Annotated in this window: 28 protein-coding genes; 22 read left to right on the forward strand and 6 right to left on the reverse strand. The window is 64.6% G+C overall.

The window, feature by feature from the left end; all coding sequences use genetic code 11:
* From DIE08_RS33660 to DIE08_RS33670, 3 genes are all read left to right on the forward strand, one after another.
* Positions 1–1,880: YadA family autotransporter adhesin (locus tag DIE08_RS33660; RefSeq protein ID WP_185715940.1), on the forward strand; the 1,880-nt coding region annotated here is incomplete at its 5' end.
* Positions 1,881–2,010: 130 nt separating this feature from the next.
* Entirely contained in the window at positions 2,011–2,673 is a 663-nt protein-coding gene (locus DIE08_RS33665) for an OmpA family protein (protein WP_124906109.1), read from the forward strand.
* A 695-nt stretch (positions 2,674–3,368) separates the two neighbouring features.
* Complete coding sequence (locus DIE08_RS33670) at positions 3,369–3,809, forward strand: H-NS histone family protein (protein ID WP_124906110.1); 441 nt, start codon at positions 3,369–3,371, stop codon at positions 3,807–3,809.
* 51 nt (positions 3,810–3,860) lie between these two features.
* On the opposite strand, the gene DIE08_RS33675 is transcribed toward DIE08_RS33670, so the two are convergent.
* The gene (locus DIE08_RS33675) at positions 3,861–4,427 is read right to left on the reverse strand and encodes a cytochrome b (RefSeq protein ID WP_124906112.1); all 567 of its coding nucleotides are present in this window, start codon (positions 4,425–4,427) and stop codon (positions 3,861–3,863) included.
* 43 nt (positions 4,428–4,470) lie between these two features.
* Positions 4,471–4,845, reverse strand: coding sequence for a cytochrome b562 (locus DIE08_RS33680; RefSeq protein WP_124906114.1), 375 nt, complete (start codon positions 4,843–4,845; stop codon positions 4,471–4,473).
* 164 nt (positions 4,846–5,009) lie between these two features.
* Here DIE08_RS33680 and DIE08_RS33685 point away from each other — a divergent pair, with 164 nt between their 5' ends.
* The 3 genes from DIE08_RS33685 to DIE08_RS33695 all read left to right on the forward strand — a co-directional run bounded on the left by DIE08_RS33685 (position 5,010) and on the right by DIE08_RS33695 (position 7,495).
* Positions 5,010–5,672 carry a response regulator transcription factor gene (locus tag DIE08_RS33685; RefSeq protein ID WP_059602812.1) on the forward strand — a complete coding sequence of 221 codons (663 nt, stop codon included), beginning with the start codon at positions 5,010–5,012 and terminating at the stop codon, positions 5,670–5,672.
* A complete protein-coding gene (locus DIE08_RS33690; RefSeq protein ID WP_175817460.1) occupies positions 5,672–7,021 on the forward strand; it encodes an ATP-binding protein in 1,350 nt (449 codons plus the stop codon). Before DIE08_RS33685 ends, DIE08_RS33690 begins: the two co-directional genes overlap by 1 nt.
* A 153-nt stretch (positions 7,022–7,174) precedes the next feature.
* Positions 7,175–7,495 carry a DUF4148 domain-containing protein gene (locus tag DIE08_RS33695; protein WP_124906118.1) on the forward strand — a complete coding sequence of 107 codons (321 nt, stop codon included), beginning with the start codon at positions 7,175–7,177 and terminating at the stop codon, positions 7,493–7,495.
* A 33-nt stretch (positions 7,496–7,528) separates the two neighbouring features.
* On the opposite strand, the gene DIE08_RS33700 is transcribed toward DIE08_RS33695, so the two are convergent.
* Positions 7,529–7,717 (reverse strand): hypothetical protein, encoded by a 189-nt coding sequence (locus tag DIE08_RS33700; RefSeq protein WP_260436622.1) that lies wholly within the window; start codon positions 7,715–7,717, stop codon positions 7,529–7,531.
* Between the two features lie 227 nt (positions 7,718–7,944).
* On the opposite strand from DIE08_RS33700, the gene DIE08_RS35860 reads away from it, so the two are divergent.
* The 6 genes from DIE08_RS35860 to DIE08_RS33725 all read left to right on the forward strand — a co-directional run bounded on the left by DIE08_RS35860 (position 7,945) and on the right by DIE08_RS33725 (position 11,678).
* Complete coding sequence (locus DIE08_RS35860; RefSeq protein WP_185715941.1) at positions 7,945–8,085, forward strand: hypothetical protein; 141 nt, start codon at positions 7,945–7,947, stop codon at positions 8,083–8,085.
* Positions 8,082–8,888, forward strand: coding sequence for a transporter substrate-binding domain-containing protein (locus DIE08_RS33705; RefSeq protein ID WP_059602822.1), 807 nt, complete (start codon positions 8,082–8,084; stop codon positions 8,886–8,888). Before DIE08_RS35860 ends, DIE08_RS33705 begins: the two co-directional genes overlap by 4 nt.
* 89 nt (positions 8,889–8,977) lie before the next feature.
* On the forward strand, positions 8,978–9,664 hold the full coding sequence (locus tag DIE08_RS33710; RefSeq protein WP_124906120.1) for an amino acid ABC transporter permease: 687 nt from the start codon (positions 8,978–8,980) through the stop codon (positions 9,662–9,664).
* Complete coding sequence (locus tag DIE08_RS33715; RefSeq protein WP_124906122.1) at positions 9,661–10,311, forward strand: amino acid ABC transporter permease; 651 nt, start codon at positions 9,661–9,663, stop codon at positions 10,309–10,311. Before DIE08_RS33710 ends, DIE08_RS33715 begins: the two co-directional genes overlap by 4 nt.
* The gene (locus tag DIE08_RS33720; protein ID WP_059681034.1) at positions 10,298–11,047 is read left to right on the forward strand and encodes an amino acid ABC transporter ATP-binding protein; all 750 of its coding nucleotides are present in this window, start codon (positions 10,298–10,300) and stop codon (positions 11,045–11,047) included. The genes DIE08_RS33715 and DIE08_RS33720 overlap by 14 nt, the downstream gene beginning before the upstream one ends.
* Before the next feature lie 100 nt (positions 11,048–11,147).
* Positions 11,148–11,678, forward strand: coding sequence for a GNAT family N-acetyltransferase (locus DIE08_RS33725; protein WP_124906124.1), 531 nt, complete (start codon positions 11,148–11,150; stop codon positions 11,676–11,678).
* 31 nt (positions 11,679–11,709) lie between these two features.
* Here DIE08_RS33725 and DIE08_RS33730 read toward each other — a convergent pair whose 3' ends face one another.
* Positions 11,710–12,588 carry a LysR substrate-binding domain-containing protein gene (locus tag DIE08_RS33730; protein ID WP_124906126.1) on the reverse strand — a complete coding sequence of 293 codons (879 nt, stop codon included), beginning with the start codon at positions 12,586–12,588 and terminating at the stop codon, positions 11,710–11,712.
* Between the two features lie 126 nt (positions 12,589–12,714).
* Between DIE08_RS33730 and argH the strand changes: the two genes are divergently transcribed.
* From argH to DIE08_RS33775, 9 genes are all read left to right on the forward strand, one after another.
* Positions 12,715–14,148, forward strand: a complete 1,434-nt coding sequence (gene argH / locus DIE08_RS33735; RefSeq protein ID WP_124625145.1) for an argininosuccinate lyase — start codon at positions 12,715–12,717, stop codon at positions 14,146–14,148.
* Positions 14,142–15,035, forward strand: coding sequence for an amino acid ABC transporter permease (locus DIE08_RS33740; RefSeq protein ID WP_059602935.1), 894 nt, complete (start codon positions 14,142–14,144; stop codon positions 15,033–15,035). The genes argH and DIE08_RS33740 overlap by 7 nt, the downstream gene beginning before the upstream one ends.
* 32 nt (positions 15,036–15,067) lie before the next feature.
* Positions 15,068–15,835, forward strand: coding sequence for an amino acid ABC transporter ATP-binding protein (locus DIE08_RS33745; protein WP_174913231.1), 768 nt, complete (start codon positions 15,068–15,070; stop codon positions 15,833–15,835).
* A 77-nt stretch (positions 15,836–15,912) separates the two neighbouring features.
* Positions 15,913–16,746: an ABC transporter substrate-binding protein gene (locus DIE08_RS33750; protein ID WP_059602845.1), complete on the forward strand. Its 834-nt coding sequence runs from the start codon at positions 15,913–15,915 to the stop codon at positions 16,744–16,746.
* 7 nt (positions 16,747–16,753) lie between these two features.
* Positions 16,754–17,626 (forward strand): polysaccharide deacetylase, encoded by an 873-nt coding sequence (locus DIE08_RS33755; RefSeq protein ID WP_124906130.1) that lies wholly within the window; start codon positions 16,754–16,756, stop codon positions 17,624–17,626.
* Positions 17,623–18,531: a polysaccharide deacetylase gene (locus tag DIE08_RS33760; RefSeq protein WP_124906132.1), complete on the forward strand. Its 909-nt coding sequence runs from the start codon at positions 17,623–17,625 to the stop codon at positions 18,529–18,531. Before DIE08_RS33755 ends, DIE08_RS33760 begins: the two co-directional genes overlap by 4 nt.
* Positions 18,528–19,934: an MmgE/PrpD family protein gene (locus DIE08_RS33765; RefSeq protein ID WP_124906134.1), complete on the forward strand. Its 1,407-nt coding sequence runs from the start codon at positions 18,528–18,530 to the stop codon at positions 19,932–19,934. Before DIE08_RS33760 ends, DIE08_RS33765 begins: the two co-directional genes overlap by 4 nt.
* Before the next feature lie 154 nt (positions 19,935–20,088).
* Positions 20,089–21,654: a methyl-accepting chemotaxis protein gene (locus DIE08_RS33770; protein WP_124906136.1), complete on the forward strand. Its 1,566-nt coding sequence runs from the start codon at positions 20,089–20,091 to the stop codon at positions 21,652–21,654.
* A gap of 305 nt (positions 21,655–21,959) precedes the next feature.
* On the forward strand, positions 21,960–22,973 hold the full coding sequence (locus tag DIE08_RS33775; RefSeq protein ID WP_124906138.1) for a hypothetical protein: 1,014 nt from the start codon (positions 21,960–21,962) through the stop codon (positions 22,971–22,973).
* Between the two features lie 333 nt (positions 22,974–23,306).
* On the opposite strand, the gene DIE08_RS33780 is transcribed toward DIE08_RS33775, so the two are convergent.
* Positions 23,307–23,975, reverse strand: a complete 669-nt coding sequence (locus DIE08_RS33780; RefSeq protein WP_124906140.1) for a hypothetical protein — start codon at positions 23,973–23,975, stop codon at positions 23,307–23,309.
* A gap of 20 nt (positions 23,976–23,995) precedes the next feature.
* Complete coding sequence (locus DIE08_RS33785; RefSeq protein ID WP_124906142.1) at positions 23,996–24,685, reverse strand: hypothetical protein; 690 nt, start codon at positions 24,683–24,685, stop codon at positions 23,996–23,998.
* Between the two features lie 265 nt (positions 24,686–24,950).
* Between DIE08_RS33785 and DIE08_RS33790 the strand changes: the two genes are divergently transcribed.
* Positions 24,951–25,535 (forward strand): fasciclin domain-containing protein, encoded by a 585-nt coding sequence (locus tag DIE08_RS33790; protein ID WP_124906144.1) that lies wholly within the window; start codon positions 24,951–24,953, stop codon positions 25,533–25,535.
* Positions 25,536–25,708 lie beyond the last annotated feature (173 nt).

Consider the following 25,708-nt stretch of genomic DNA (forward strand, 5'->3'; position numbering starts at 1 on the left):
GTATCAGCTCGTTGTCGACCGGCCTGAGCTCGACCAACAGCTCGGTGGCTTCGCTGTCGACCTCCACGTCGACCGGCCTGTCGTCGGCGAATAGCTCGATCACGTCGCTGTCCACGTCGACTTCGACCGGTATCAGCTCGTTGTCGACCGGCCTGAGCTCGACCAACAGCTCGGTGGCTTCGCTGTCGACCTCCACGTCGACCGGCTTGTCGTCGGCGAATAGCTCGATTACGTCGCTGTCCACGTCGACTTCGACCGGTATCGGCTCGCTGTCCACCGGTCTGAGTTCGGCCAATAGCGCAATCACGTCGCTGTCGACCTCGACCTCGACCTCGATCGAAGCCGCCAAGACGCACTACTACAGCGTCAACGACAATGGCACGCAGCAGGCCAACTACTACAACAACGGCGCAACCGGCATCAACGCGCTCGCTGCCGGCACGAATGCCAGCGCGTCTGGAGCCAGCAGCGTTGCGGTCGGCGACGGTTCGAACGCGTCGTCCGACGGCGCGGTCGCGATCGGCCAGAGCGCTTCGGCAACCGGCGGCAAGGCCGTGTCGATCGGCGTCGCGAACACCGCAAGCGGTGACGGTGCGGTGGCGATCGGTGATCCGAACGTTGCTACCGGCACCGGAGCGGTGGCGATGGGGGCGAACAACACGGCAACCGGCATCGGCGCGGTAGCGCTCGGCAATACCAATACGGCGGCCGGCGACGGCTCGATCGCACTCGGCAACACGTCGACGGCTGCAGCAGCAGGCTCGCTGGCCTTCGGTTCGAACGCGGTCGCGAAGAACGTGAACGACGTCGCGCTCGGCACGAATTCGATCACGGCCAACGCCAACGCGACGTCGAGCGTGACGATCGGCGGTGTCACTTACCTGTTCGCCGGCAGCACGCCGACGAGCGTGGTGAGCGTCGGCGCACCGGGTGCGGAACGTCAGATCACGAACGTCGCCGCAGGGCAGGTGTCGGTCACCAGCACGGACGCGATCAACGGCAGCCAGCTCAACGCGACGAACCTGGCGGTCAACAGCCTGTCGACGTCAACCGCGTCGAACATCTCTTCGCTGTCGACTGGTATCGGCTCGCTGTCCACCAGCCTGAGTTCGACCAACAGCAACCTCACGTCGCTGTCCACATCGACCTCGACCGCGATCAACTCGCTCTCGACGGGTCTGAGCTCGACGAACAGTACGGTGACGTCGCTGTCCACGTCGACTTCGACCGGCATCGGCTCGCTGTCGACTGGCCTGAGCACGACAAACAGTACGGTGGCCTCGCTGTCGACCGGCGTGACGAACATCAGTAGCACGGTGAACCAGTTGTCGACGACGATCAATCAGAACCAGACGCGCATGGCCAACAGCAACGGCGTCGCGGCCGACATGAACGGTACCGGAAATGATCGGCCGTCCGTGACAGCCGGCTCGAACTCGGTGGCGATCGGTGCGAATTCGACGGACGGAGGTCGCTCGAATGTGGTGTCGGTAGGCAGCGACACGCAACAGCGCCAGATCACCAACGTCGCACCTGGCACGCAAGGCACCGACGCGGTCAACCTGAACCAGTTGAATGAATCCATGTCGCAGTCGAATCAATACACTGATCAGCGGATCAATGAGGTATCAACGCAGGTGAACCAGGTCGCGAAGGCCGCATATGCCGGTGTTGCCGCTGCCACGGCGTTGACGATGATTCCTGACGTAGACCTTGGGAAAACGATCGCGGTAGGTATCGGTGCAGGCACTTACAAGGGCCAACAGGCCGTGGCGTTCGGTGCATCCATCCGGTTTACTCAAAACGTCAAGGGGAAGATTGGCGCGGGTTATAGCTCGCAAGGCACCAGCGTTGGCGTCGGTGCAGCGTACCAGTGGTAAGTGTGGGTTGAGATCGAGTCGATCGGAGGCTAGATGGCTTTCGATCGACAAATAATCGGTTTTGCCGAAAAAGCTGCCGATACACCGTAATTCTTGTCTGCAATGTATCCGCTCCATACGAGAGACAACCATGAAATTGTCGTATGCCACTTCGTTAATATCTGCCGCCTTTCTGGCGGGCTGTTCGGCATCCGGACCGACCTACAACGCCTCCGAGCTTCTGCCGCGCGACGGCGTGCGCACGTTCCGGGTTGACTGCCAGGGGCTGCTGTCCACCTCGCAGACTTGCATGAAGGTTGCCCGCAGGATTTGCAGCGACCAGCCCGTGCGCATCGTTGATTCGGGCCGTGCACTGCGCGACGATTCCGACCCCGTGATGCTGGTGTTCCAGTGCGGTGCTGCTGCTGCATCGGCACCGGCCGCTGAACCGGCGCCTGCACCAATCCCCGCCGACCACGTGAGCTTTGCGGGCGATGCGCTGTTCGCGACGGGCATCGCTACGCTCGCACCGGGCGCGCCTGCTTCGCTGGACAGGATGCTGAGCAATCGCGAAGACCGCACGTATTCACAAGTTACGATTACCGGCTATACGGACTCGGTTGGCAGCGACGCCGCCAACCTCGATCTGTCGAAGCGCCGCGCCGAGACCGTCGCGGGCTATCTAATCGCGCACGGGCTGAAGGCGAAGACGCTGAAGGTTACGGGTCGCGGCGCCGCGGATCCGGTTGCCCCCAATGCGACGGCCGAGGGCCGTGCCAGCAACCGACGGGTTGAAATCGTGCTCACCAGGTAGCCGGATTGTGGAGTTCAAGTGAAAGACATCGAACCGCTACTGTTCACATCAACGTTTAAAGGACGAATTGCTTGAGTTGTTGAATGTTGGCGAAAACGTGTCGAATGCAACCTTTAATCCAGCCTGCGCCTTCGAGCTGACACCTTGGGATCTCAAATAAATGGAGTGAGTGGATGAGTATTCCGAGTGATTCTTGTGCCGAAGAGATTGGGGGAGGGTGGGATTCCGTGTGGCATCGAATCTTTCTCGAGGCAAGGGAAAATTTCGGGTTGGCGACAGAGGGGGAATTCGACGGATTGGAAGGACAGATCTATATTCTGGCTTACGACTTTGGCCTCGCACAGGGAGTCTGCGGAGAGAATTCGATGGTAGGCGTCGGAATCCGGAAGGGATTGATGGATGCAATTCGTATGTCGTCGATCAACCCGCCCCCCCCAATTGCTTAGCATGGCGATCGAGCTTGGCATAAAGCATGGCATTTCGATAGCGGAACGAATTCGAGCCGAGATTTTTATGTCGAATACTGCTATAAACTTTTATAAGTTACATGCGGATAAATTGAAATTCAAACAAATAAAATAAAACACGTAAATTCCCATAAATTTATTTTCTTTATTTTACTGAGGCGACATATCCGCTGACGCTGTTCGGATCGTGTATTTTCGATAAGTCGCACCGTCGCTGGCCAGCGCGGATTGCTTGTCGATTTCGAGAAATTGAAACGGGTTATCGACACGACGCGGGATCATCAGGCGAAGCTAATTGCAGAGCGCGTACTGGCATTGCTCACGGAATGCGGAGTCGACATTCATGCGATCGTTCATCGTAAGGAACTCAGGTCGCGCATACTCGGGAAGGTCGAGGCCAGATACCTGGAACCCGAGACAGGGGTCACGTGGACCGGAAGGGGACGGATGCCTCGATGGCTTATTGGCCAGAACCTCAAGAAATTCGCGATTGCCACCGAAACGGGAAGCAATATGGAATCCGAGCAATCTCGACTGAATCTCGGTCAGCCATCCACGGATCAAGCCGGATCAAAAATTTCAGCCGCCCAGGCGTGTTCGTATTTCACCGCCCGCGGCATGGCATGCCGACATCCGGGCGGCGGTGAAGACGAACGCCACCGACTTTGAGGATGGCGTGATGGTTCGCGGTCCGCGAAAAGTGAGGCACTTACTCGACGCTCAATTCCGGTCACCGGACGGGACCCGCTGCCGGGCGACGCGCGCGGGCAAAGGCAGAATGCGCGGAAACACGTTCTCCGACCTGAACAGCTTGTGCGCCACCGCGCCCAGCACGTGCAGGCCGACCAGCGCGGCGAGCCCGTAAGCCGTCAGCGCGTGCAGTTCTCCCAGCCAATGCGACAGCTCGCGACTCCTGGGCACCAGGGTCGGTAGCGAGAAGAGCCCGAAGCAGCTGGCCGTGTGCCCGGCCGCGTTCGTCTTCATCCACCCGAGCACGGGAATGGCGAACATCAGCACATAAAGCAGCCCGTGGACGCTGCGTTCCGCGAAATGGTTCAGCGTGCCGGCCGGATTGACCGATGGCGGGAGGCTGCGGCGCATACGCAGCCGATTCACGATACGAAGCGCCACGAGCCCAAGAATGGCGATGCCGATCGATTTGTGCAGGCTGACGAGGTCCTCGTTGTCGTCGAGCAGCAAGCCGACGATCAGGTTGCCGATCAGCGCGGCGGCCAGCAGCCAGTGCAGCAGGCTGATCGACAGCGGATAGCGGGTATTGGTTTTCATGACGGGAATGCCTGTTCAGTGGCGAAAGCGTGCCCTGCTCGGATTATCCGAGCAGGTCGTGGTAGTGCTTCTTCGTACCGTCTATCCGGCGCAACGCCTGCTTTGCGGCGGGTAGATCATTGGCCTGGATGGCCCGGTCGACCGCGGTGAATTCATCCCGCAATGTGCGCATGCCTTCGTCGTAAGTCGGTTGGTCATTGCGATACCGCTGGCGGCTCGCCTGCTGCGCATCGCTTTCGAGCCGGGCCACGTAGCCGTTCATTTCCGGAATCGTCCGGCTGTTCATGGCACCCTGCATCGCGTGCTTCATGTCTCGCATCAGCGTCTTGATCTCGCCTGCGGACGCCGGTGAGGCAGCCACGAAAAGCAACGCGCCCAGCGTTGCGCAAAAACGGAGTCGGAACGGTAGCCTGTTCATGGTCGTCGATTCGATTGCGAGTGTCGGTGACGGCGACCATAGAATGCCGACGTTAACGGATTCTTAAGGACCGCATTTTTCCCCGCCGTGCTTGATGCCGGTCGGTTTCTACGGTTATCGTGCGCCAATGGACGCCATGTCCCGACCAAAAGGAACGCGACACCATGCGGGTGTTACTCGTGGAAGACGACAAACTGATCGGCAGCGGGGTAGAGGATGGCCTGATCGAGGCCGGCATGACGGTCGACTGGGCGCACGATGGCAGGCATGCGCAGCTCGCGCTCGAAACCACGCCGTATGACCTCGTCGTGCTCGATCTCGGCCTGCCCCGCATGTCGGGAGTCGAATTGCTCGACTGGCTTCGCAAGCGCCGCGACCATACGCCGGTGCTGGTCATGACCGCGCGCGACACGGTGGCCGATCGCGTGAGCGGCCTGAGCGCGGGCGCCGACGACTACATCGGCAAGCCGTTCGACCTGACCGAACTGATCGCCCGATGCCGTGCGCTCGTGCGACGCTCGCAGGGCCGGAGCACCGACACGATCGAATACGGCGACCTGTCGGTCGATCCTTCGTTGATGACGGTGACGCGCGGCACCGAGCGGATCGCGCTGACGTCGCGCGAATGCGCATTGCTGGTCGAACTGCTGGCGAATCAGGGCCGCCCGCTCTCGCGTACGCAGCTCCAGGACAGCCTCTACGGCTGGAACGAAGAAATCGAAAGCAATGCGATCGAAGTGCATGTGTCGAATCTGCGCAAGAAACTGGGGGCCGAATTGATCCGCACGATTCGAGGTGTCGGCTACGTGGTGGAGAAAGCGTCGTGATGCGCTCGATCCGGCAACGGCTGACCTTACTGGTGCTGTCGGGTGTCGTGGTGGTCTGGGCGTATTCGCTGGTGTCGAGCTATCGCCAGGCGATTCACGAAGCGGAGGAATGGGACGAAACCCGCCTCGAGCAGATCGCAAGAGCGTTCGTCGCGCTCGATGCGTCCGATCTGCCGGTCTTCGCGGACATCGTCCTCGGCTCGGGGGAAGACAACGATGGCGACAACGATGCATCACCGCGCATGCTGTATCAGATCAGTGACGCGGGCGGACGAATCCTGGCCGCCAGTCCGGGGCTCGACTCGCTCGATCTGCCGGTGTCTCCCGCCGCCGCATCGAGCCCGATCCGGTTCGGCAATTCGAAGTGGCACGCGTACGTGGTGACCGATGCCGCGCGCGGCCGCACCGTGCGCATCTTCGAACAACGCACGCACCGTTCGGACTTGTCCGCGGAGGTGGCGCGCCGTGTCGCGCGGCCGCTCGCATTCGCGTTGCCCGTGCTGGCCGTGTTGATCTGGCTGGCGATCGGACGCAGCCTGACGCCGCTACGGACGCTGTCGGAGGCAATCGCCGCACGTTCCCCCGACAGCCTCGATGCAATCGGCACGAAGGGCATTCCCGACGAAGTGCGGCCGCTGGTTGCCGCACTGAACACGTTGCTGCAACGTCTGCGAGGCTCGCTCGATCGCGAGCGCGCATTCACCAGCGACGCCGCGCACGAGCTCAAGACCCCGCTCGCCGCGCTCAAGGTTCAGGCACAGGTCGCGCTTACCGCACGCGATCCGGACCGTCAGCGGCGCGCGATGCAACGGGTAGTCGAGGGCGTAGACCGAAGCACGCATCTGGCGGACCAGTTGCTTGCACTGGCGCGACTTGACGAAACCGTCCCGATGCCCGGCGAGGACGTCGATCTCGCACGCGTGGTGCAGACCTGCATCGACGACCACCAGGCGCGCGCCGATCGCAAGCAGATGTCGCTGATTTCATGCGTCGGCGGTCCGGTTATCGCACATGCATCGTCGACGCTTCTACGCGTCCTGCTCGACAATCTCGTCGATAACGCGATCAAGTACGGTCGCGAACAAGGGCGCGTCGAAATCACGTCGTGGCAGGATGCCGGCGCGATCCGCCTGCAGGTACGGGACGACGGACCCGGCGTCTCGGAAGAAGATCTGTCCCGACTGCAGGATCGCTTCTTTCGCGGCGCGGATCACGACGAAAGCGGCAGCGGCCTGGGGCTGTCCATCGTCGCGCGCATCGTGGCAAAACTCGGCGGGAGTCTGACGTACATCGACGGGTTGAACGGCAACGGGTTCGGCGTGCGCGTGACGTTGCCGTCATCGGCGTGACCGAAGCGGTGATTCCGGGTCCGCCCCTGTCTTTCACATCCGATGCGTTCGACGACGTGAAGTTAACGTTGCCTTCAGTTTGGCGGAGCATGCTGTCTCTACGGCAGAAGAGGTGTCCTCGGATGCCGACCCTGTTCACTGGAGGTCGAGATCATGAAATTCGCAATCCGTACCATCGTGCTGGCGGCGGCCATCATCCCCGCATTCGCATTGGCAGCTCAATCAGGCAGCGGCCTGACCCGAGCGGAAGTCCGCGCGCAGATCACGCAGGTCGAGCAGGCCGGTTACAACCCGGCCCGCAAGGACATTCACTATCCGCAATCGATCCAGCAGGCCGAGGCACGCATCCGGTCTTCCGAATCGACGCCGCAGGCCGATGTGTCGGGCTATGGGCCGGCATACGGGGCAGGGGCCGACTCGGGAGCCGCGATCCAGAATCATGCTGCGGCGCCGCGGTTGTACACGCATCATTGACGGCACACGCGCGAGCGTCGGGGCGCCCCACGTTCAATACGACTTGCCGGCAACGTTCGCCGACTCGAGCTCACGCGTGAAGATCCGGGTGCCTGCGGTGTCCGCGACCGACTCGACCAGACCGACGCCTGGCGCGAGCCAGTCGTCGGCGTCCGACGTGCTGGTCAGCGCCGGATTGTGGAACGTCTCGGTGGTGTGATGGTGACACGCGTTTTCGAACACCTTGCCGTTCTTCAGGCTGACCGTTTCTCGCGCGACGTACGCGCCGCCGTCTGGACACCGCCTGACGGAAAGACGGGCTATCCACGTTCGATGAACAGGAGCCGGCGTGCGTCCAATACGCCGGCGTCCGAATCCCCAGGGTGAACCGGTTAGGTAATTTGGTGCGCCGGCGCGCACTGCGGGGGCAACCGCCGCCGCCGGCGCCGGTTCATGCACCGAAATGAGGAATGCAGTTCGCCGGAATTCCTGTCTTGTGCCGGCGCGGCAAGCGTTACACGGCGATGGCCCGGTTTTTGCTGGAGTTGTTTTGGCCGCGCAACGGTTGCGCGCTGCCCGACGACATACCAGACAAGGAAGATTCACCGTGAGCCCGACGACTCGACCGTTTCCCCGACGCACCTGGCTGGCTGCGCTGATCGCAGCCCCCGTGATGGCGCTGTTCGCTGCTGCGCCGGCCCATGCCGACGCGCTCGACACCATCGCGAAAAGCGGCGCGCTGCGCGTCGCGGTGCCTGAAGACTATCCGCCGTTCGGCTCGGTCGGCACGGACATGCAGCCGCAGGGCTACGACATCGACATGGCCGAGCTGCTCGCCAAATCGCTCGGGGTGAAGCTGAAGCTGGTGCCCGTCAACAGCGCGAACCGGATTCCGTATCTGACGACCAACAAGGTCGACATGGTGATCTCGTCGCTCGGCAAGACGCCGGAGCGCGAGAAGGTCATCGACTTCTCGACGGCGTATGCGCCGTATTTCCAGGGCGTGTTCGGGCCGGCGGACGTGAAGGTGAGCGCGCCCGCCGACCTGACCGGGAAGACGGTCGGCGCCACGCGCGGCGCGCTCGAGGAGATCGCGCTGTCGCAACTCGCACCGAATGCGACGATCAAGCGCTTCGAGGACAACAACGCGACGATCCAGGCATTCCTGTCGGGGCAAGTGCAACTGATCGCCGCCGGCAACATCGTCGCGGCGGCGATTCTCGCGAAGAATCCGCCGCGCCGGCCCGAGGTCAAGTTCGTGATCAAGAACTCGCCGTGCTTCGTCGGCGTCAACAAGAACGAACCGCGCCTGCTCGCGAAGATCGACGATGCGATCGCGCACGCGAAGCAGGACGGCACACTGGGTGCGATGTCGAGGAAGTGGCTCGGCCAGCCGTTGCCGGCCGGCCTGTGACGAACCGCCGTGCCGCCTGAGACCTCGCCGCGGCCGGCACCGCCGGTGCGGCGGGTGTCATTGTCAGAACCCGAATTTACTCAATCGTCATGAGCTATCAGCTTCAATTCGGCGAGCTCGCCGAATACGCCGGCGTGTTCGCGAGCGGCGCGGCGATCACGCTTGCGCTGACTGCGGTCGCAACCGTGCTCGGCGTGGCGATCGGCGTGCTCGGCGCGGCCGCGTACAGCGCCGACGCGCCTGCGGTGGTGCGGCTGCGCCCGCTGATCGGCGCGTACGTCGAGGCGATCCGCAATACGCCGTTCGTCGTCCAGCTGTTCTTCATCTTCTTCGGATTGCCCGCGCTCGGCGTGCACATCGACGAATACACGGCCGCGATTCTCGCGATGACGCTCAATCTCGGCGCGTACTCGGTCGAGATCGTGCGCGCGGGCGTCGCCGCCGTCCCGAACGGGCATCTGGAGGCGGCATCCGCGCTTGCGATGTCGCGCGCGCAGATGCTGCGCCACGTCGTGCTGCCGCAGGCGCTCGCCAAGGTGTTTCCCGCGCTCTCGAGCCAGATCGTGATCACGATGCTCGGTTCGGCGGTCGTGTCGCAGATCTCGGTGGCCGATCTGACCTATGCGGCGGGCTACATTCAGTCGCGCAACTTCCGCGCATTCGAGACGTATTTCGTCATCACGCTCGCGTATCTGGCGATGGCGCTGCTGCTGCGTGGCGCGCTCGGCACGATGGGGCGCCGCCTGTTCTCCCGCCGCGTACGAGGTGCGCGATGACCGATTTCACGTTCGGGCAGATTCTCGCGAACCTGCTGCTGGCCGCGCGCTGGACGATCGTGCTGTCGATCGTGTCGTTCGTGTCCGGCGGCCTCGTGGGCCTCGGGCTGCTCGTGATGCGCGTGTCGAGTTCGACGGTGCTGCGCGGCTGCGCGAAGCTGTATATCGAGATATTCCAGGGCACCCCGTTGCTGATGCAACTGTTCATCGTGTTCTTCGGCCTGCCGCTCGTCGGGCTCGACGTTCCGCCGTGGGTTGCGGCCACGGCGGGGCTGACGTTCTTCACCAGCGCGTATCTCGCGGAAATCTGGCGCGGCTGCGTCGAGGCGGTGCCGAAGGGGCAGTGGGAGGCGTCGGCGAGCCTGGCCATGAGCTACGTCGAGCAGTTGCGTCACGTGATCCTCCCGCAGGCCGCCCGCATCGCGATCGCACCGACGGTCGGCTTCGGCGTGCAGGCCGTGAAGGATACGGCACTGGTATCGATCATCGGCTTCACCGAGCTGACGAAGGTCGGCATCGCGATCTCGAACGCGACGTTCCGGCCGTTCGTCGTGTATGGCCTCGTCGCGCTGATCTATTTCGCGCTCTGTTATCCGCTTACCCGCTATGCGCGCACGTTGCAAAGGAGATGGCATGCCGCTCGTTGAAACCCGTGGTCTCGAAAAGAACTTCGGCACCCATCATGTGCTCAAGGGCATCGATTTCTCCGTCGAGCGCGGGCAGGTCGTATCGATCATCGGCCGCAGCGGTTCGGGCAAGAGCACGCTGCTGCGCACGCTCAACGGGCTCGAGAGCATCGACGCGGGCACGATCTCGATCGACGGCGAACGCGTCGACGCGCGGCACGCGGACCTGCGTGCGCTGCGGCTCAAGGTCGGGATGGTGTTCCAGCAATACAATCTGTTTCCGCATCTGAGCGCCGGGCAAAACGTGATGCTGGCGCAGTCCGTCGTGAAGAACACGCATCGCCAGCAGGCGCGCGCGATCGCGGAGCTGATGCTCGAACGCGTCGGCCTCGGCGACAAGTTCGACGCGTTCCCGGAGCAGCTGTCGGGCGGCCAGCAACAGCGCGTCGCGATCGCGCGTGCGCTGGCGATGAAGCCGAGCGTGCTGCTGTGCGACGAGATCACGTCCGCGCTCGATCCCGAACTCGTCGGCGAGGTACTGGGCGTCGTCGAGCAACTCGCGCGCGAGGACATGACGCTGATCATGGTCACGCACGAGATGAACTTCGCGCGTGCGGTGAGCGACCGGATCGTCTTCATGCACCAGGGCAGGGTGTGGGAGAGCGGGACGGCCGAAGAGATCTTCGAGCGGCCGCAGACGGTGGAATTGGCGCGCTTTCTGGGCAGCGTCCGGAACACGGAAGCCGTTGCGCGCTGAGCGGCCACGCCTGCGCGGTGCTGACATCGTCGCCCGGATCGCCGACAATCCGGCGTGTGCGCCGCGCCCGCGCGCGCCGAGCCGCCCGAGAGAGTCCTCCATGTCCGGAATATCCATCAGGTCCGCCAGCCTCGACGATGCGCAGGCGATCGCCGATTTTCACGTCAAGGTCTGGCGGCATACCTATCGCGATCTCGCGCCCGCGCATGCGCATGCCGCCCTCGACGTGCAGTATCGCGGCAGGAAATGGCGGGAGAAGCTGGCGTCGAACGAGCGCGACCAGCTGGTGCTCGTGGCGCAGTCCGGTGGCCGGATCGTCGGCATCGGAGCAGCCGGCGCGCCGTCGGAGCCGATTTTCGGCGGCCGTGGCGAAATCAAGTTTCTTTACGTCGATCCCCTCTTCAAGCGCCGCGGCATCGGCCGCATGCTGCTTGCGCAACTCGCAACGCATCTGCAAGCGTTACGGTATCCCGGCGCCGCGTTGAGTGTCGTCAAGGGAAACGCGGCCGCGATCGCGTTTTACGAGGCGTTGAACGGCCGGTTCGCGGGCGAATACGTCGATGCGGGGCCGATCTGGCGTTCGCAAAACATCGTCATGGTGTGGGACGACTTCGCGAGCCTCGTTTCCTGACGTCCAGCCCGACCGCAAGCGAGCGCGCGCATTACGCGAGCCGCGCGCGCAACCACGTGGTGAACGCGGTCACGAGCGGCGTCTCGGTCAGTTCGTGACGCGTGACGAGATAGTACGCATGACGTGACGGCACCGTTTCGCTGAACGGCCGCACGAGCGTGCCGTCGATCAGGTCGTCGCGCACCGACAGGCTGTCGCCGAGTGCAACGCCCTGGCCGTGCACCGCGGCTTCGACGCCGATGTGCGCGTTGCCGATCTCGAGGATGCGGATGCCCGGCAGCCGGTCGGCTTTCGCTTCGGCCAGCCAGCGCGTCCACGAGCCCGCGTGCTCGCAGAACAGCGTGCGCCCCGCGAGATCCTGCACCTTGCGGATCGCATCGCGCCCGTTCATCAGCGCGGGGCTCACGACCGGGAACAGCGCCGGATGCTCGAGCAGCTCGACGTGCCGGTTGCGCCAGTTGCCTTCTCCGTAGCGGATGCAGACGTCGACATCCGGCGAATAGATCTCGCGCTCGTCGTTCGACGGAATCACCTTCAGATGGATGCCCGGATAGCGCTCGAGAAAATCGCCGATGTGCCGGGCGAGCCAGCGCGACGTCAGCGACAGCGGCGTCGACACGACGAGATCGCCGACGGCGGCCGGCGAATCGAGCCTGACGGTAGCGTTCGCGATGATGTCGAACGCCGTTCCGACCGGCTCCAGCAGCGCTTCGCCTTCGGGCGTAAGCTTCACGCGCGCCTTTGATCTGACGAATAGGGCGACGCCGAGCGTGCTCTCGAGAATCCGGATCTGGTGGCTCACCGCGCTCGCGGTCACGTGCAGTTCGTCGGCGGCGGCCGACACGCTGCCGCGCCGGGCGGCGGCCTCGAACGCGCGAAGCGGGTTCAACGGGGGGAGGCGGTTGCGCATCGGCGGGACTGTCGGCGACGACGGTGCTGAGAAAAATTTCATTTAAGCGGATTCAATTTCTCGCTACAACAAAAAAAATTGAATGCCTACAGTGAGGGCACTCCAACCGAGACGAGGTCGTCCGCAATGAGCCTTACCGAACCGATCGAGCGCCTGTGGGGCGGTCGCTTTCAGTCGAAACCGTCCGAGGCGCTGCAGAACCTGTCGCGCTCCGATCCGAGTTTCTACCGACTCGTCCCGTACGATCTGGCAGGCTCCCGCGCGCATGCACGCGAGTTGAACCGCGCCGGCATCGTGAATGACGACGAGCTCGCGCAGCTGCTGGCCGCGATGGACGGCATCGCGCGCGACCATGCGGCCGGCGCGATCGCGCCGTCGCTCGCCGACGAGGACGTGCACACGTTCCTCGAACGCGTGCTCACGCAGCGGCTGCCGGCGCTCGGCGGCAAGCTGCGCGCCGGGCGCTCGCGCAACGACCAGGCGGCGAACGACCTGCGTCTGTACCTGCGCGACAAGGCGCGCCAGCTCGTACGCGGCGTGCTCGACCTGCAGGATGCGCTGGTCGGCCAGGCAAGCCGGCACATTGACACGGTCACCGCCGGCTTCACCCACCTGCAGCCCGCGCAGCCGATCGTGTTCGGTCATCAGCTGCTCGCGCATGCGCAGTCGCTGTATCGCGATGCCGACCGCCTGGTCGACTGGGACCGCCGCACCGCACGCTCGCCGCTCGGCGCGGCCGCGCTGGCCGGCTCGGCGATCTGCGTGCACCCCGATCTTTCAGCGCAGGAGCTCGGTTACGACGCGCCGTGCGAGAACTCGATCGACGCGGTGGCCGCGCGCGATCACGTCGCCGAATTCGCGTTCGTCACCAGCATGCTGGCGGTTGATCTGTCTCGCCTGTCGGAAGAAGTGATCCTGTGGACGTCCCGGCAATTCCGCTGGGTGGAACTCGACGACGGCTACGCGACGGGCAGTTCGATCATGCCGCAGAAGAAGAACCCGGACATCGCGGAACTCACGCGCGGCAAGGCGGGGCGCCTGATCGGCAACCTGACCGGCCTGCTCGCGACGCTCAAGTCGCTGCCGCTCGCATACAACCGCGATCTCGCGGAAGACAAGATCGCCGCGTTCGATTCGATCGACACGCTCGAACTCGTGCTGCCCGCCATGGCGGGGATGATCCGCACGATGCGCGTCAACGTCGACGAGATGCGCCGCCAGGCGCCGCTCGGCTTCACGCTCGCGACCGAAGTCGCCGACTGGCTGGCGCTGTCGGGCGTGCCGTTCAGCGAGGCGCACGAGATCACCGGCGCGCTCGTGCGCGCGTGTGAACGCGACGGCATCGAGCTCGCGGATGCCAGCACGGAGCAGCTGCAGGCCGTCGACGCGCGCCTCGCACCGGCGGTGCGCGCGCATCTGACGCTCGATGCGGCCGTCGCCGCTCGCGGCGGCGCCGGCGGCACGTCGCCCGCGCGCGTGCGCGAGCAGATCGGCCGCCTGAGCAACGCGATCGAACGCCAGGCCGCGTGGGCGGCCGACTACCGGGGGCCGTCATGCTGAGCGCATCCGATTCGCACCGTCTCCACGGCGCACCGGCCGCGGCCGTCGCCGCGGCGGACGACACCGCCGCACTCGTGCGCGTGCGCCGGCGCTACTGGGGCCGCTATGTCGCGTCGGTCGCGATCATCGCCGCGCTCGCCTACGTGGCGCTCGCGTTCGCGCGCGGGCAGATCGAATGGCGCGTCGTCGGCCAGTTCCTGACCGCGCACTCGATCCTGACCGGCCTCGGCAACACGATCGTGATGACCGTCCTCGCGATGACGCTCGGCATTGTGCTCGGGGTCGTCACCGCGGTGATGCGGCTGTCGTCGAACCCGGTGCTCGGTGCGATCGCGCAGGGCTACATCTGGCTGTTCCGCGGTACGCCGGTGATCCTCCAGCTACTGCTGTGGTTCAACCTCGCGCTGGTGTTTCCGACGCTCGGCATCCCGGGGATCGCCGAGTTCCGGACCGTCGACGTGATGACGCCGTTCCTCGCGGCGGTGCTGGGGCTCGGCATCAACCAGGGCGCGTATACGTCGGAAGTCGTGCGCGCGGGGCTGCTGTCGGTCGACACCGGCCAGTACGAGGCCGCGAAATCGATCGGCATGGCGCGCCTGCAGGCACTGCGCCGGATCATCCTGCCGCAGGCGATGCGCGTGATCGTGCCGCCGATCGGCAACGAGCTGATCGGCATGGTCAAGCTGACGTCGCTTGCGAGCGTCGTGCAGTACGCGGAGATGCTGCACAACGCGCAGAACATCTACTACGCGAATGCGCGCGTGATCGAGCTGCTGATCGTCGCGGGCATCTGGTATCTCGCAGTCGTCACCGTGCTGTCGTTCGCGCAGGCTCGTGTCGAACGGCGCTTCGCACGCGGCGCAGGCCGCGCGGCGGGCCGAAAATGAGCGGCACGAGCCACAACCGTAAGGAGAACGTCATGACGAACGCGGTCGTTCGCGCGGTCGACGTGCGCAAGTCGTACGGCGATTTCCAGGCGCTGCACGGTATCACGCTCGACGTCGCGCAGGGCGAAGTGCTGTGCATCATCGGGCCGTCCGGCTCCGGCAAGAGCACATTCCTGCGCTGCATCAACCAGCTCGAGACGATCAGCGCGGGCGCGCTGTGGGTCAACGGCGAGCTGGCCGGTTACCGGCGCACGGGCAACCGGCTCCACGAGCTGTCGGAGCGTCAGGTCGCGCGCCAGCGGCTCGCGACGAGCATGGTGTTCCAGCGCTTCAACCTGTTCCCGCACAAGACCGCGCTCGAAAACGTGATCGAAGGGCCCGTGCAGGTGCTCAAGCGCCGCCGCGCGCAAGCAGAAGAAGAGGCCCGCGCGCTGCTCGCGCGCGTCGGCCTTGCGCACAAGTGCGACGCGTTTCCGGTCGAGCTGTCGGGCGGCCAGCAACAGCGCGTCGCGATCGCGCGGGCGCTCGCGATGCATCCGCAACTGATCCTGTTCGACGAACCGACGTCGGCGCTTGACCCCGAACTCGTCGGCGAAGTGCTGGCCGTGATGCGCGATCTTGCGAAGAGCGGGATGACGATGATCGTCGTCACGCACGAGCTCGGCTTCGCGCGCGAGGTCGCCGATCGCGTCGTGTTCATGGACGCCGGACGGATCGTCGAGAGCGGGCCGCCCGACCAGGTGCTGTCCGCACCGACGCATGCGCGCACCCGCGACTTCATCTCGGCCGTGATTGCCTGAGCGGATCGCGCCGCCGACGAGACGTGCAACGCAGCACCGCGGTACCCCCTTACACCACCACGACAAGGCGACACCCCATGAAAGCATCCGTCCTGACCCGCACGCTGGCCGCTGTCGCATTCGGCACGCTCGCGCTTCATGCCTCCTTCGCGGTCGCCCAGGCCGCGAACGTCAAGCGCACGCTGAACGTTGCGATCGTGCCGAACTACCCGCCGTTCGAATACAAGGACCCGGCGACCGACAAGCTCGCGGGCTTCGACGTCGATCTCGGCGAGGCGCTCGCCGCGAAGATGGGCGCGAAGCTGAACTGGGTCGAGACGAGCTTCGACCAGATGATGAGCGCGGTCGCGACGCAGCGCGTCGACATGATCCTGTCCGGCATGACCGACCTGCCGACGCGCCGCGATGCGGTGACGTTCGTCGACTACATCGAGACGGGGCCGCAGTTCTACGTGCTGAAGACGCGCGCGGGCGAGTTCGCGCAGATGGGCGCGCTGTGCGGCAAGCGCGTCGGATCGAGCCGGCGCACGTCGTTCCCGGACAATACGACGGCATGGAGCGCGGAGAACTGCGTGAAGGCCGGCAAGCCGGCAATCGTGGTGGTCGGCACCGACGGCTCGTCGGATGCGCGCATGCAGCTGCGCCAGAACCGCATCGACGCGGCCGTGCAGGGCGGCGAGACGCTGCCTTACCAGAACAGCCTCGAGCAGAACGCCTACGCGCCGGTCGGCAAGCCGTTCATGTCGCAATACACGGGCATCGGCGTCGCGAAGAGCAACACCGCGCTGAGCGGCGCGCTGACGACGGCGCTCAACCAGCTGATCGCGGACGGTTCCTACCAGAAGATCCTGGCGAAGTGGGGACTGCAGGAGCACGCGGTTACGAAGGCGATGATCAACGGCACGCACTGAGCGCGCGATGACGGGCCTGGCTCCCCGCTGGCCGGACGCGAAGCGCGCGTGCGTCGCGCTCGCGTTCGATCTCGACGGCCCGACCGGCGACGCGATGCTGAACGGGTCGATCTGGCGCAACCCCGCGTATTTCACGCTCGGCAGCTACGGGCCGTGGCGCGCGCTCGGCCGGCTGCTCGACGTACTCGCGTCGTTCGACCTGCCCGCGACGTTCTTCGTGCCCGCCTGGGTCGCGCGGACCTGGCCCGCGCAATGCGCGGCGATCGTCGAGCGCGGGCACGAGATCGGCTATCACGGCTACCGCCACGAAGCGTTCTGGACGCTCGAACCCGAACGGCAGCGCGAGATCATGGCGCAGTCGGCCGAGATTCTCTACCGTACGCTCGGCGTGCGGCCGGTCGGGTTCCGCACGCCGTCCGGCGACTGGAGCGCGGCGACAGTGAGCGTGCTGCGCGAAGCCGGCGTGCGCTATTCGAGTTCGATGCGTGGCGACGACCGTCCATACCTGCTGCCCGGCGCTGACGGCGAGCCGCCGCTCGTCGAGATTCCCGGCCGCTGGGAAACCGACGATTACGCGTCGCTCGCATATCACCGCAACCCCGACTATCCGGCCGGGCTCGACCGGATCGCCGGCTACGATGCGACGCTCGACAACTGGACGCGCGAATTCGACGGTATATACCGCGAAGGGCTGTGCCTGACGACGCTGCTGCATCCGAAAGTCTGCGGCAAGCCCGGCCGCCTCGCGCTGCTCGAAGCGTGGTTCGAACACATGCGCGCGCGGGACGGCGTCTGGTTCGCGCGCTGTCGCGAAGTGGCCGACTGGTGGCTCACGCAGCACTCGTCCGACACGCAATCGACACAACGGAGCGGCCTGTGACGACACTTCCTGCCTGGCCGGACGGCGCGCGTTGCGCGATCGCGATCACGGTCGATTTCAACGACATACACGGTATCCAGACACGCGAGCCGCGCATCGTCGGCCGCGAGAAATCGCTGTCGGTATGGCGCTACGGCGCGACGCGCGGCGTCGATCGCTTGCTCGATGCGTTCGATGCATTCGGTGTGCCGGCGAGCTGGTTCGTCCCGGGCATCGTCGCCAAGACGCATGCGGATGCGGTGCGCGAGATCGACGCTGCCGGCCATGAGCTCGGCGTGAGCGGCTATCGCTGCGAAGACTTCGACGCGCTGTCGCTCGCCGCGCAGATCGACGCATGCCGCACCGGGCGCGCGGCGCTCGCGGACACGATCGGCCGCGACGTCGAAGGGTTTCGCTCGTTCACCGGCAACTGGGCCGACGGGTTCGCGGACTGGCTCGTCGAGGAAGGCTTCACGTGGTCGTCGTCGTGGCGCGGCGACGATCTGCCGTACGTGCATCCGCGCGGCGAGGGCCACGCGGACGGTGCGCGGCTCGTCGAGCTGCCGCTGCACTACGAGCTCGAGGACGAGCCGTACTTCGAGTTCAACCTGTCGCCGCCCGTGCCGACCGGCCAGCCGCGCATCGCGGCGTACCGTGACGTGCTCGACAACTGGCGGCGAGACGTCGACGGGTTTCGCCGCTTCGGGCTGTGCTGCGTGCTGCGCCTGCATCCCGAGATCATCGGCACCGCGGGGCGCATCGACTTGCTGCGCGCGTTGCTCGCGCATCTGCGCGACGCGGGCGACGTCTGGTTCGCGACCGGGCGCGACATCGCGCACTGGTGGCGCGCGCAGGTGCCCGTCAATCCGCCGGGCCATCCGGTCGACGTGTTCGCGCATTGCGTGGCGGACGAGTCGACGCGATGAAGACGGTGACGGAAACGCGTGCCACGCAGCTCGCGGCGTTCGTCGCGCGGACAGATGCCAGTGCATTGCCAGACGATGTCGTCGCGAAGGCGAAGCGTCATATCCTCGACACGTTCGGCGCGGCGCTGGCCGGTACCTCCGCGGTCGAGACACGCAGTGCGCGCGCGCTGACCGGTACAGTCTCGCATGACGGCGCGACGCTGTGGGGCACACGACGGGCCGCGGGCGCGCGCGATGCGGCGTTCGTGAACGGGATCGCCGCGCACGCGCTCGAGCTCGACGATTCCGGCGGCTGCGATCATTCGGGCGCGGTGGTGATGCCGGCCGTGCTCGCCGCGCTATCGTGCGCGGACCGCCCCGTCACCGGCCGGGAATGCGTGGCGGCGATCGTGCTCGGCTACGACGTCGGCCGGCGCGTGCTCGAGGCGGCTGGCGGATATTCTGCCCACAACGGTGCCGGCTGGCACTCGACGCTCAGTTGCGGCGTGTTCGGCGCGGCGGCAGCAAGCGCGCGCGTGCTCGGGCTCGACGCCGCGCGCACGCGCGACGCGCTCGGCCATGCGGCGAGTTTCTCCGGTGGCTTGTGGGGTTTCATCCACGACGGATCGCAGACGAAGCGGCTGCACGCCGGGCGGGCGGCGGAGGGCGGCGTGCTCGCGGCGCTGCTGGCACGCGAAGGCGTGAGCGGCCCGGCCGGTGTGTTCGACGACGTCTGGGGCGGCTTCTTCACCACGTTCGCCGCGCAATCGCATGCGCCCGACGCATTGACCGACGGCCTCGGCGCGCACTGGAAACTGATGCGCTGCTCGATCAAGCCGCACGCGTCGTGCCGCAGTGCGCATGCGGCGGTCGACGCGGCGCTGAAACTGGCCGAAGGTCGCACGTTCGAGGCCGGCGAGATCGAGCGGGTGGTCGTGCGGGCGAGCGCATTCGTGGCCCGGATGTGCGGCGGCCGCGACCTGTCGACACTGTCGTCGTCGCAGATGAGCCTGCCGTACGCGGTTGCGGCAACGCTTGCGTTCGGCGACACCGGAATCGGCGCTTATCGCGACGACAGGCGCACGGATTCGCGCGTCACCGCGCTGCTCGCGCGCATCGCGATCGAGGTCGATCCGGCACTCGGCGATCTCGACGAGCCGACCGTCATCCTGCATCGCGCGGACGGGCGGCGGCAATCGCATCACGTGCCAATCGCACTCGGCGATCCACGCAATCCGCTGTCCGATGCGGCACTGCTGGCGAAGTTTCGTGCACTGGCGGGCATCGCGCTCGTCCCCGCGCAGGTCGATGCGCTGAGCGACACGTGCCTGTCGCTGGAGCGGTTGCCGGACGCGCGGGTGTTGAACGCGTTGCTCGCGGCCGATGAAGGCGATTCACCTACCACGCCGAAATTCCGCCCATAACGCCCCGTTTCCGGAAACGTTCCTTGTCGGTTCCGCACTAATTCACGCGCCGCTCCGGTCGTTATCGTGGCATCGGTCTCGCACGTGCCGCCTTCGATCGGCTGGACACGCATGCGTCGCATGCAACGGTTTCGTGCTCAACGCTTCCCTCATCATGATCAGGAATTTCAGCATTCGCGTCCGGCTGGCGCTGGCGATGGGCTTTCTCGGCGTACTGCTCGTCATCGGCGGCATCATCGGTGTCATTGGCGTAGCGATAAGCAACGACGATGTGAAGACGCTTTATTCCGACCGGCTCGCATCGTCGGAGGCGCTCGGGCAGGCGAATGTCGCGCTGTCGAGAACCCGCCTGTGGCTGTATCGCATCGCGCTCGATCCGAGCAGTCCCGACGTGCCGCAGGAAACCGCGACATCCCGGGAACTGCTGGCCGCGTCGAAAAAGGCGTGGGACACGTATCGCGCGCTGCGGCTCTCCGGCCCCGAAGAAGCGCGCCGCGCGGCCGACGCGAACACGAAGTTCAACGCGCTCGTCGAGAACGGCCTCGAACCGATGTTCAGCGCCATTGACGCGCGCGATCCCGTGAAAATCCCCGACGTCTGGCGGCACATACCGCCGTCGCTGTTCATCGACGTCTCCGACGCGATGGACGCGCTCGGCCGAATCCAGATCACGGCCTCCCGGATCACGTTCGATGCCGCGCAGGCGCGTTTCCACTGGTTCGTCGGGATCGCGATCGCCGGCATCGTGGTCGCGCTCGGCGCAGCGGTACTCACGTGGTGGTCGCTTCAGCGCGCGATCGGTGCGCCGCTTGCGCACGCGCTCGACCATTTCAGCGCGATTGCCGGCGGCGACCTGACGACGCGGATCGATGTCGATTCGACCGACGAGATGGGGCAACTGATGACCGGCCTGCGGACGATGCAAGGCAAGCTGCTGCAGACGATTCGCGTGGTGCGGGAAGGCTCGCACTCCATCGAGATGGCCGCGCACGAGATCACGGCCGGCAACATGGACCTGTCGCAACGGACCGAAGAGCAGGCCGCGTCGCTGGAGGAAACGGCCGCCTCGATGGAGCAACTGACTTCGACGGTTCGCCAGAATGCCGAGAATGCGAAACAGGCGAATCAGGTGGTGCAAGACGCGGCGTTGCTGACCGAAGAGGGCAATCAGGCGACGCAGGAAGTCGTCAACACGATGCGCGGCCTGTCGGAAGCGTCGGGCAAGATCGCCGAAATCATCTCCGTCATCGAAGGCATCGCATTCCAGACCAACATCCTGTCGCTGAATGCGGCGGTCGAAGCGGCGCGGGCAGGCGAGCAGGGACGCGGATTCGCGGTCGTCGCAGGCGAAGTGCGATCGCTCGCCCAACGCAGCGCCACGGCGTCCCGCGAGATCAAGGAACTGATCACGGATTCGCTGAGACGCGTCGAGACCGGTGCGCGACAGGTCGATCGCGCGACCGGGACGATGGCGGATATCCTGACGTCGGTGCAACGCGTGCACGTGCTGATGGGCGAGATTGCGGCCGCGTCCGACGAGCAGTCCAGAGGCATCGAACAGGTCAATCAGGCCGTGACGCAAATGGATCAGGTGACCCAGCAAAACGCGGCGCTGGTTCAGCAGGCGTCGGCGGCCGCGCTGTCGCTGAAGGAGCAGGCGGGGCAGCTGGAGGCGACTGTCTCGGTCTTTCGGATCGGTTCCGCGCAGGCTGATTCGTGATCCCGGGCGGCCGTCTCGATCCACATGGCCGGTAACATGGCGAGCAGCCTTGCCCGAGCGGCGCTTTCACGTGACAAGGTTCAGCGACCTGCGGATAGGGTGTCGCCATGAATGACACGGCCGCGTTCAGCGAAATGTAAGTTAAAGGAACTGCCACCCATGCCGGCATCAACCGATCGCGAGAGCCGCTCGTAAACGCTACAACCGGCGTAGCGACTGGCCTGGCCCCTGTTACCCGAGGCAGCCTATAATCGCTGTCAGCTTGTCCAGGAAATCGCTGTGACCAGAGTGAGGGGGGTGTCCAAATGGGACAGTGCCGTCGCATCTATTCGCGCTTCGTGCTCACAAGCTCGATCGCCGGTCTGGCAATTCTGGCCGGCCCAGGCCACGTTCACGCAGAGGACAGTCCGTCGAGCTTGCCGACCGGGGTCAAGCCAACTGAAAGAAAAATCAACGTCTATGCCGTGTATGGCGACGGACGCGCGACCGAGGGCGGCGACATGCATTGGCGCGCCTACGAAGTCGGCTTCGGCGACGTCTTGAATGACTACCTCTCGGTCTACCTCGCGTATGTGAACGAGGGGCATCCGCTGGATCACCACCGTGACGGCTTCGCCGCCCTGGGTTCGTTTCGCTGGCCGGTCGGCAACCGCGTGGCGCTCGAATTCTCGGCGGGACCGTATTTCAGCATGGACACGACGCATGTCGACAACGCGGTGCGCAACGACAAGCGCTGGGGTGTGCGTGCGTCGGCAGGGGTGCGGTATTACGTCGTTCCCAACCGCTTCTTCCTCAAGGTCCAGTACAACCACGTCCAGATGATTGGCGGATTCAATTCCGACGCGGTGCTCTTCGGCATCGGCTCGGATTTCGGCGGCGATCCCGGCCCCGCGCTTTCGGACGGCAAGACGCAGGTTGGCGTTTGGGCCGGGACGTCGCAGACGAACCGTCCTCAAGTGCCGATCGAAAAAGGGTATATGGTCGAAGTCAAGCGGCCGCTCGGCAATGCGTGGGCCTATTCGGCGAGCTTCGTCTACGAAGGCAATAATGGCGTCGCCGGTCGAAGAGGCGTGGCAGCGCAACTCTGGTACGTCGCGCCGATCAAGAGCAAATGGACGCTTTCCGCAGGCGTAGGTCCGTATCTCTCACGCGATCGGGACGAAGTCTCGAGCAAGACGAGACTCAATGCCTTGCTCAGCGCGCAGGTGAGCTATCAGATCACGAACGATTGGGCTGCCAGCTTGCGCTTCAATCGTGTCGCAACGGGCAACGACAAGGATCAGGACATGTTCATGGTCGGCCTGGCACGCAATTTCTAATGGCTCGTTCTTGCGTGCAGGCTCATGCTTTTTTGGCGAGGTCACGGCCGACGGCTTTGCGGTGCTCGACGTGAACAGGCGCGGCGAGGCGATCGTATGGGCGCGCGAGCGCGGGTTAGTCGGTGGAACAAGCCGGCGCAGTAAGTGAGTCACTTTGTCGTCGGGGCGATTCTTATACAGGCTACATTATTAAGAGTTCTAACAAATTGATGCTGAATTGGAACGTCGTCGTTGCTGGAATGCGGACTGGTTCGCTTACTGACTCCCGACGATCTTCACCAGCGGTGAGGTTCGCGAGATGCCGGACCGTGGTCGGGCATCTCGTCAAAGTCTTCATCCTTCTTGCTTGGCCGCGGTCGACATATACTGCTCGCGGACTGCCAGTCCCCCGTATGGCAAGTGGGATGCGGTAACTGTCGCAACGTAATCCGAATAGGCGTAGCTCACCCGTGCAACCGCCACGGGTTTGCCTATAAGCGATTCCAGCGTTGTATCTCCAGACACGGATGTTGGCGCACCGAGCAAATTGCGCAGATTCTGGACGGCTATCTGCCAGCTCTGCCGTGTTTCAGCTACGGACATGTCGCGACGGTACACATTGATGGCCATCAGCGTGCGATCCGGCGCGAAGCTGAACCATATTTCGCTCACTGGTGGGCCATGCGAGCCGAGCGTTTCTGCCGGCACTCCCCGACAGCGCAGGTAGCGCAAGCCTCGGGACAATTCGAGGCATTGCGCTTTGTCCCGCGACATTCTTTCCAACACTTCTCGTTCGGTACTGCGATCAAGCTGCAGGCCGAACGCAGGACGGTTAGGGGCCGCTGATACGCCCTTCTCCAGCAAAATGGCTTTGTTGCGAATCGACAGCACCGTTCGGGAGTCGACGGAATCGACTGGACACTGCACGCCAAGCTCGGTGAGGAGCCGTCGCCCCTGTGACGTGTGCAACCAGCCGATCGCGGCAACACTCACGAGGATTGCCGCAGTGAGCCAGGCAATCACGTGAGTTCTGCGCACCGCAGTCAGCCCGTGCATGATGTTGCAACCGTCGGGGGAAGATACACCGGGCCGCCGGGCGTGGCGTTGATTACGGTACTACGCAGGTTGAACAGGGCTGGTACCGCACTGAACTGGAACTTCGTGCCAACCGGGATGCCGGCTGAATTTTTCTCGGTGAGCGCGTACGTTCCGTTTGTCGTCGACGTCAGTGCTGCAAAGTCTGCGGCCGAGAGTTTGCTTTGCAGCGTCGCGACGAGATCTACCATGAACTGGTCGAACACGCAGCCGGGAACGCCGACGTCGTTATGGGCAGCCGTCATGTCTTGGCACATCTCCGGCTGGGAGTCGATGTCTCCCGCGACCTTGACCGGGCCAGGGTAGGTGTACGGACCGCCGAGGAGCGATTCAAACTGCAGCGTGAGGCATGCTTCAAGCCGTGCGGGCGTGTCATGGGCTGCACTGCTGTGGCTGGCATTACCGGTTACCGCCGCAAAATACGGCGCCTCGACCGGGTCCGCCAAAAGGCCTGCGACAGCTGCATTGACCACGCCGGCCACCACGCCGGGGGCAGCCGAATCACCTCCGAGCGCGGCCCAGATGGCCTGATTCTCCGGGTGCTGCGCGAACGCTGGAGCAATGTCATCTCCGCCTCCGCAAGCGCTGAGCGCGAACAGCGCCGCTGCGGCAACTGCGATACCAATGGAACGCTTCATGAGTTGTCTCCTCTGGATGCCATCGCGACGCCATTTCCCGAGGTGGGACGCCAAGCACCTTGGCTGGATGGCACACCCATATACGGCGGCAAAGCAAGAACGGATGCAGTGACGTCCGCAGATGGACATGATTTCGACACCCTTGGCAGTCCCCCGGCCGCAGATCTGGTCACGATGAAGTGGTCAACCGCGGATCCGCTGCGCGGTTCGACTCGTATATCCGAATGCTTCCAGCCAACAGCGGCAAATTTCCCGGAGAACCCAAATGAAATCTTGCAGCAAAGCAAAACTGGGGGGCGTGGCGCTCGCCCTTGCATTCGCAACGTGCATTTACGCGCAGGCCGCCGAGGCAGGATCCATGTCGATGGAGCAGACGGTCGAGGTGGGCGGCGCTGCGATGTACCCGTCCAGGAACATCGTCGAAAACGCGGTGAATTCTCATGATCACACGACGTTGGTCGAAGCGGTCAAGGCCGGGGGGCTGGTCGACACATTGTCGAGCAAAGGGCCGTTCACGGTATTTGCACCGACCAACGAGGCATTCGCTGCGTTGCCGGCTGGCACGGTGCAGACGTTATTGAAGCCGGAGAACAAGGGTGTGCTCGTCAAGGTGCTCACGTATCACGTCGTACCGGGACGACTCACGGCACTCGACCTTGCCAAGGCGGTCGACCAAGGTGGCGGCAAGGCGACGCTGAAGACAGTCGAAGGTGACGCCCTGATCGTCGGCCGTGGCACGAACGGGCTGGCCATCACCGACGACAAGGGTAACGTCGCGCACGTAACGATCGGCGATGTCATGCAGTCCAATGGCGTGATTCACGTGGTCGACTCCGTGCTGATGCCCTGATACTTCAGCCTGTATCTGACAGAGAACGTGATGTGCGGAAGCGGGCGGCACGCTTCTGCACATCACCGCGACCCCGGTGTGTCGTCAGGGCGCTTCTTTCGCACGGTCGAGCCCGAACGTTGCAACCGACGATTCGTGCTCGATCGCAGCGATCGAGCTTGCAGCACAGTGCG

The organism is Burkholderia sp. Bp9004 (assembly GCF_003858025.1).
Lineage (GTDB): Bacteria > Pseudomonadota > Gammaproteobacteria > Burkholderiales > Burkholderiaceae > Burkholderia > Burkholderia diffusa.

What these genes read in the sequence shown, in the direction of transcription:
- DIE08_RS33665 (WP_124906109.1), top strand. Translation starts at nt 2,011, where the DNA reads ATGAAATTGTCGTATGCCACTTCGTTAATATCTGCCGCCTTTCTGGCG.
- DIE08_RS33675 (WP_124906112.1), bottom strand. Translation starts at nt 4,427, where the DNA reads ATGAAAACCAATACCCGCTATCCGCTGTCGATCAGCCTGCTGCACTGG.
- DIE08_RS33680 (WP_124906114.1), bottom strand. Translation starts at nt 4,845, where the DNA reads ATGAACAGGCTACCGTTCCGACTCCGTTTTTGCGCAACGCTGGGCGCG.
- DIE08_RS33685 (WP_059602812.1), top strand. Translation starts at nt 5,010, where the DNA reads ATGCGGGTGTTACTCGTGGAAGACGACAAACTGATCGGCAGCGGGGTA.
- DIE08_RS33690 (WP_175817460.1), top strand. Translation starts at nt 5,672, where the DNA reads ATGCGCTCGATCCGGCAACGGCTGACCTTACTGGTGCTGTCGGGTGTC.
- DIE08_RS33695 (WP_124906118.1), top strand. Translation starts at nt 7,175, where the DNA reads ATGAAATTCGCAATCCGTACCATCGTGCTGGCGGCGGCCATCATCCCC.
- DIE08_RS35860 (WP_185715941.1), top strand. Translation starts at nt 7,945, where the DNA reads ATGCAGTTCGCCGGAATTCCTGTCTTGTGCCGGCGCGGCAAGCGTTAC.
- DIE08_RS33710 (WP_124906120.1), top strand. Translation starts at nt 8,978, where the DNA reads ATGAGCTATCAGCTTCAATTCGGCGAGCTCGCCGAATACGCCGGCGTG.
- DIE08_RS33715 (WP_124906122.1), top strand. Translation starts at nt 9,661, where the DNA reads ATGACCGATTTCACGTTCGGGCAGATTCTCGCGAACCTGCTGCTGGCC.
- DIE08_RS33720 (WP_059681034.1), top strand. Translation starts at nt 10,298, where the DNA reads ATGCCGCTCGTTGAAACCCGTGGTCTCGAAAAGAACTTCGGCACCCAT.
- DIE08_RS33725 (WP_124906124.1), top strand. Translation starts at nt 11,148, where the DNA reads ATGTCCGGAATATCCATCAGGTCCGCCAGCCTCGACGATGCGCAGGCG.
- DIE08_RS33730 (WP_124906126.1), bottom strand. Translation starts at nt 12,588, where the DNA reads ATGCGCAACCGCCTCCCCCCGTTGAACCCGCTTCGCGCGTTCGAGGCC.
- argH (WP_124625145.1), top strand. Translation starts at nt 12,715, where the DNA reads ATGAGCCTTACCGAACCGATCGAGCGCCTGTGGGGCGGTCGCTTTCAG.
- DIE08_RS33740 (WP_059602935.1), top strand. Translation starts at nt 14,142, where the DNA reads ATGCTGAGCGCATCCGATTCGCACCGTCTCCACGGCGCACCGGCCGCG.
- DIE08_RS33745 (WP_174913231.1), top strand. Translation starts at nt 15,068, where the DNA reads ATGACGAACGCGGTCGTTCGCGCGGTCGACGTGCGCAAGTCGTACGGC.
- DIE08_RS33750 (WP_059602845.1), top strand. Translation starts at nt 15,913, where the DNA reads ATGAAAGCATCCGTCCTGACCCGCACGCTGGCCGCTGTCGCATTCGGC.
- DIE08_RS33755 (WP_124906130.1), top strand. Translation starts at nt 16,754, where the DNA reads ATGACGGGCCTGGCTCCCCGCTGGCCGGACGCGAAGCGCGCGTGCGTC.
- DIE08_RS33765 (WP_124906134.1), top strand. Translation starts at nt 18,528, where the DNA reads ATGAAGACGGTGACGGAAACGCGTGCCACGCAGCTCGCGGCGTTCGTC.
- DIE08_RS33770 (WP_124906136.1), top strand. Translation starts at nt 20,089, where the DNA reads ATGATCAGGAATTTCAGCATTCGCGTCCGGCTGGCGCTGGCGATGGGC.
- DIE08_RS33775 (WP_124906138.1), top strand. Translation starts at nt 21,960, where the DNA reads ATGGGACAGTGCCGTCGCATCTATTCGCGCTTCGTGCTCACAAGCTCG.
- DIE08_RS33785 (WP_124906142.1), bottom strand. Translation starts at nt 24,685, where the DNA reads ATGAAGCGTTCCATTGGTATCGCAGTTGCCGCAGCGGCGCTGTTCGCG.
- DIE08_RS33790 (WP_124906144.1), top strand. Translation starts at nt 24,951, where the DNA reads ATGAAATCTTGCAGCAAAGCAAAACTGGGGGGCGTGGCGCTCGCCCTT.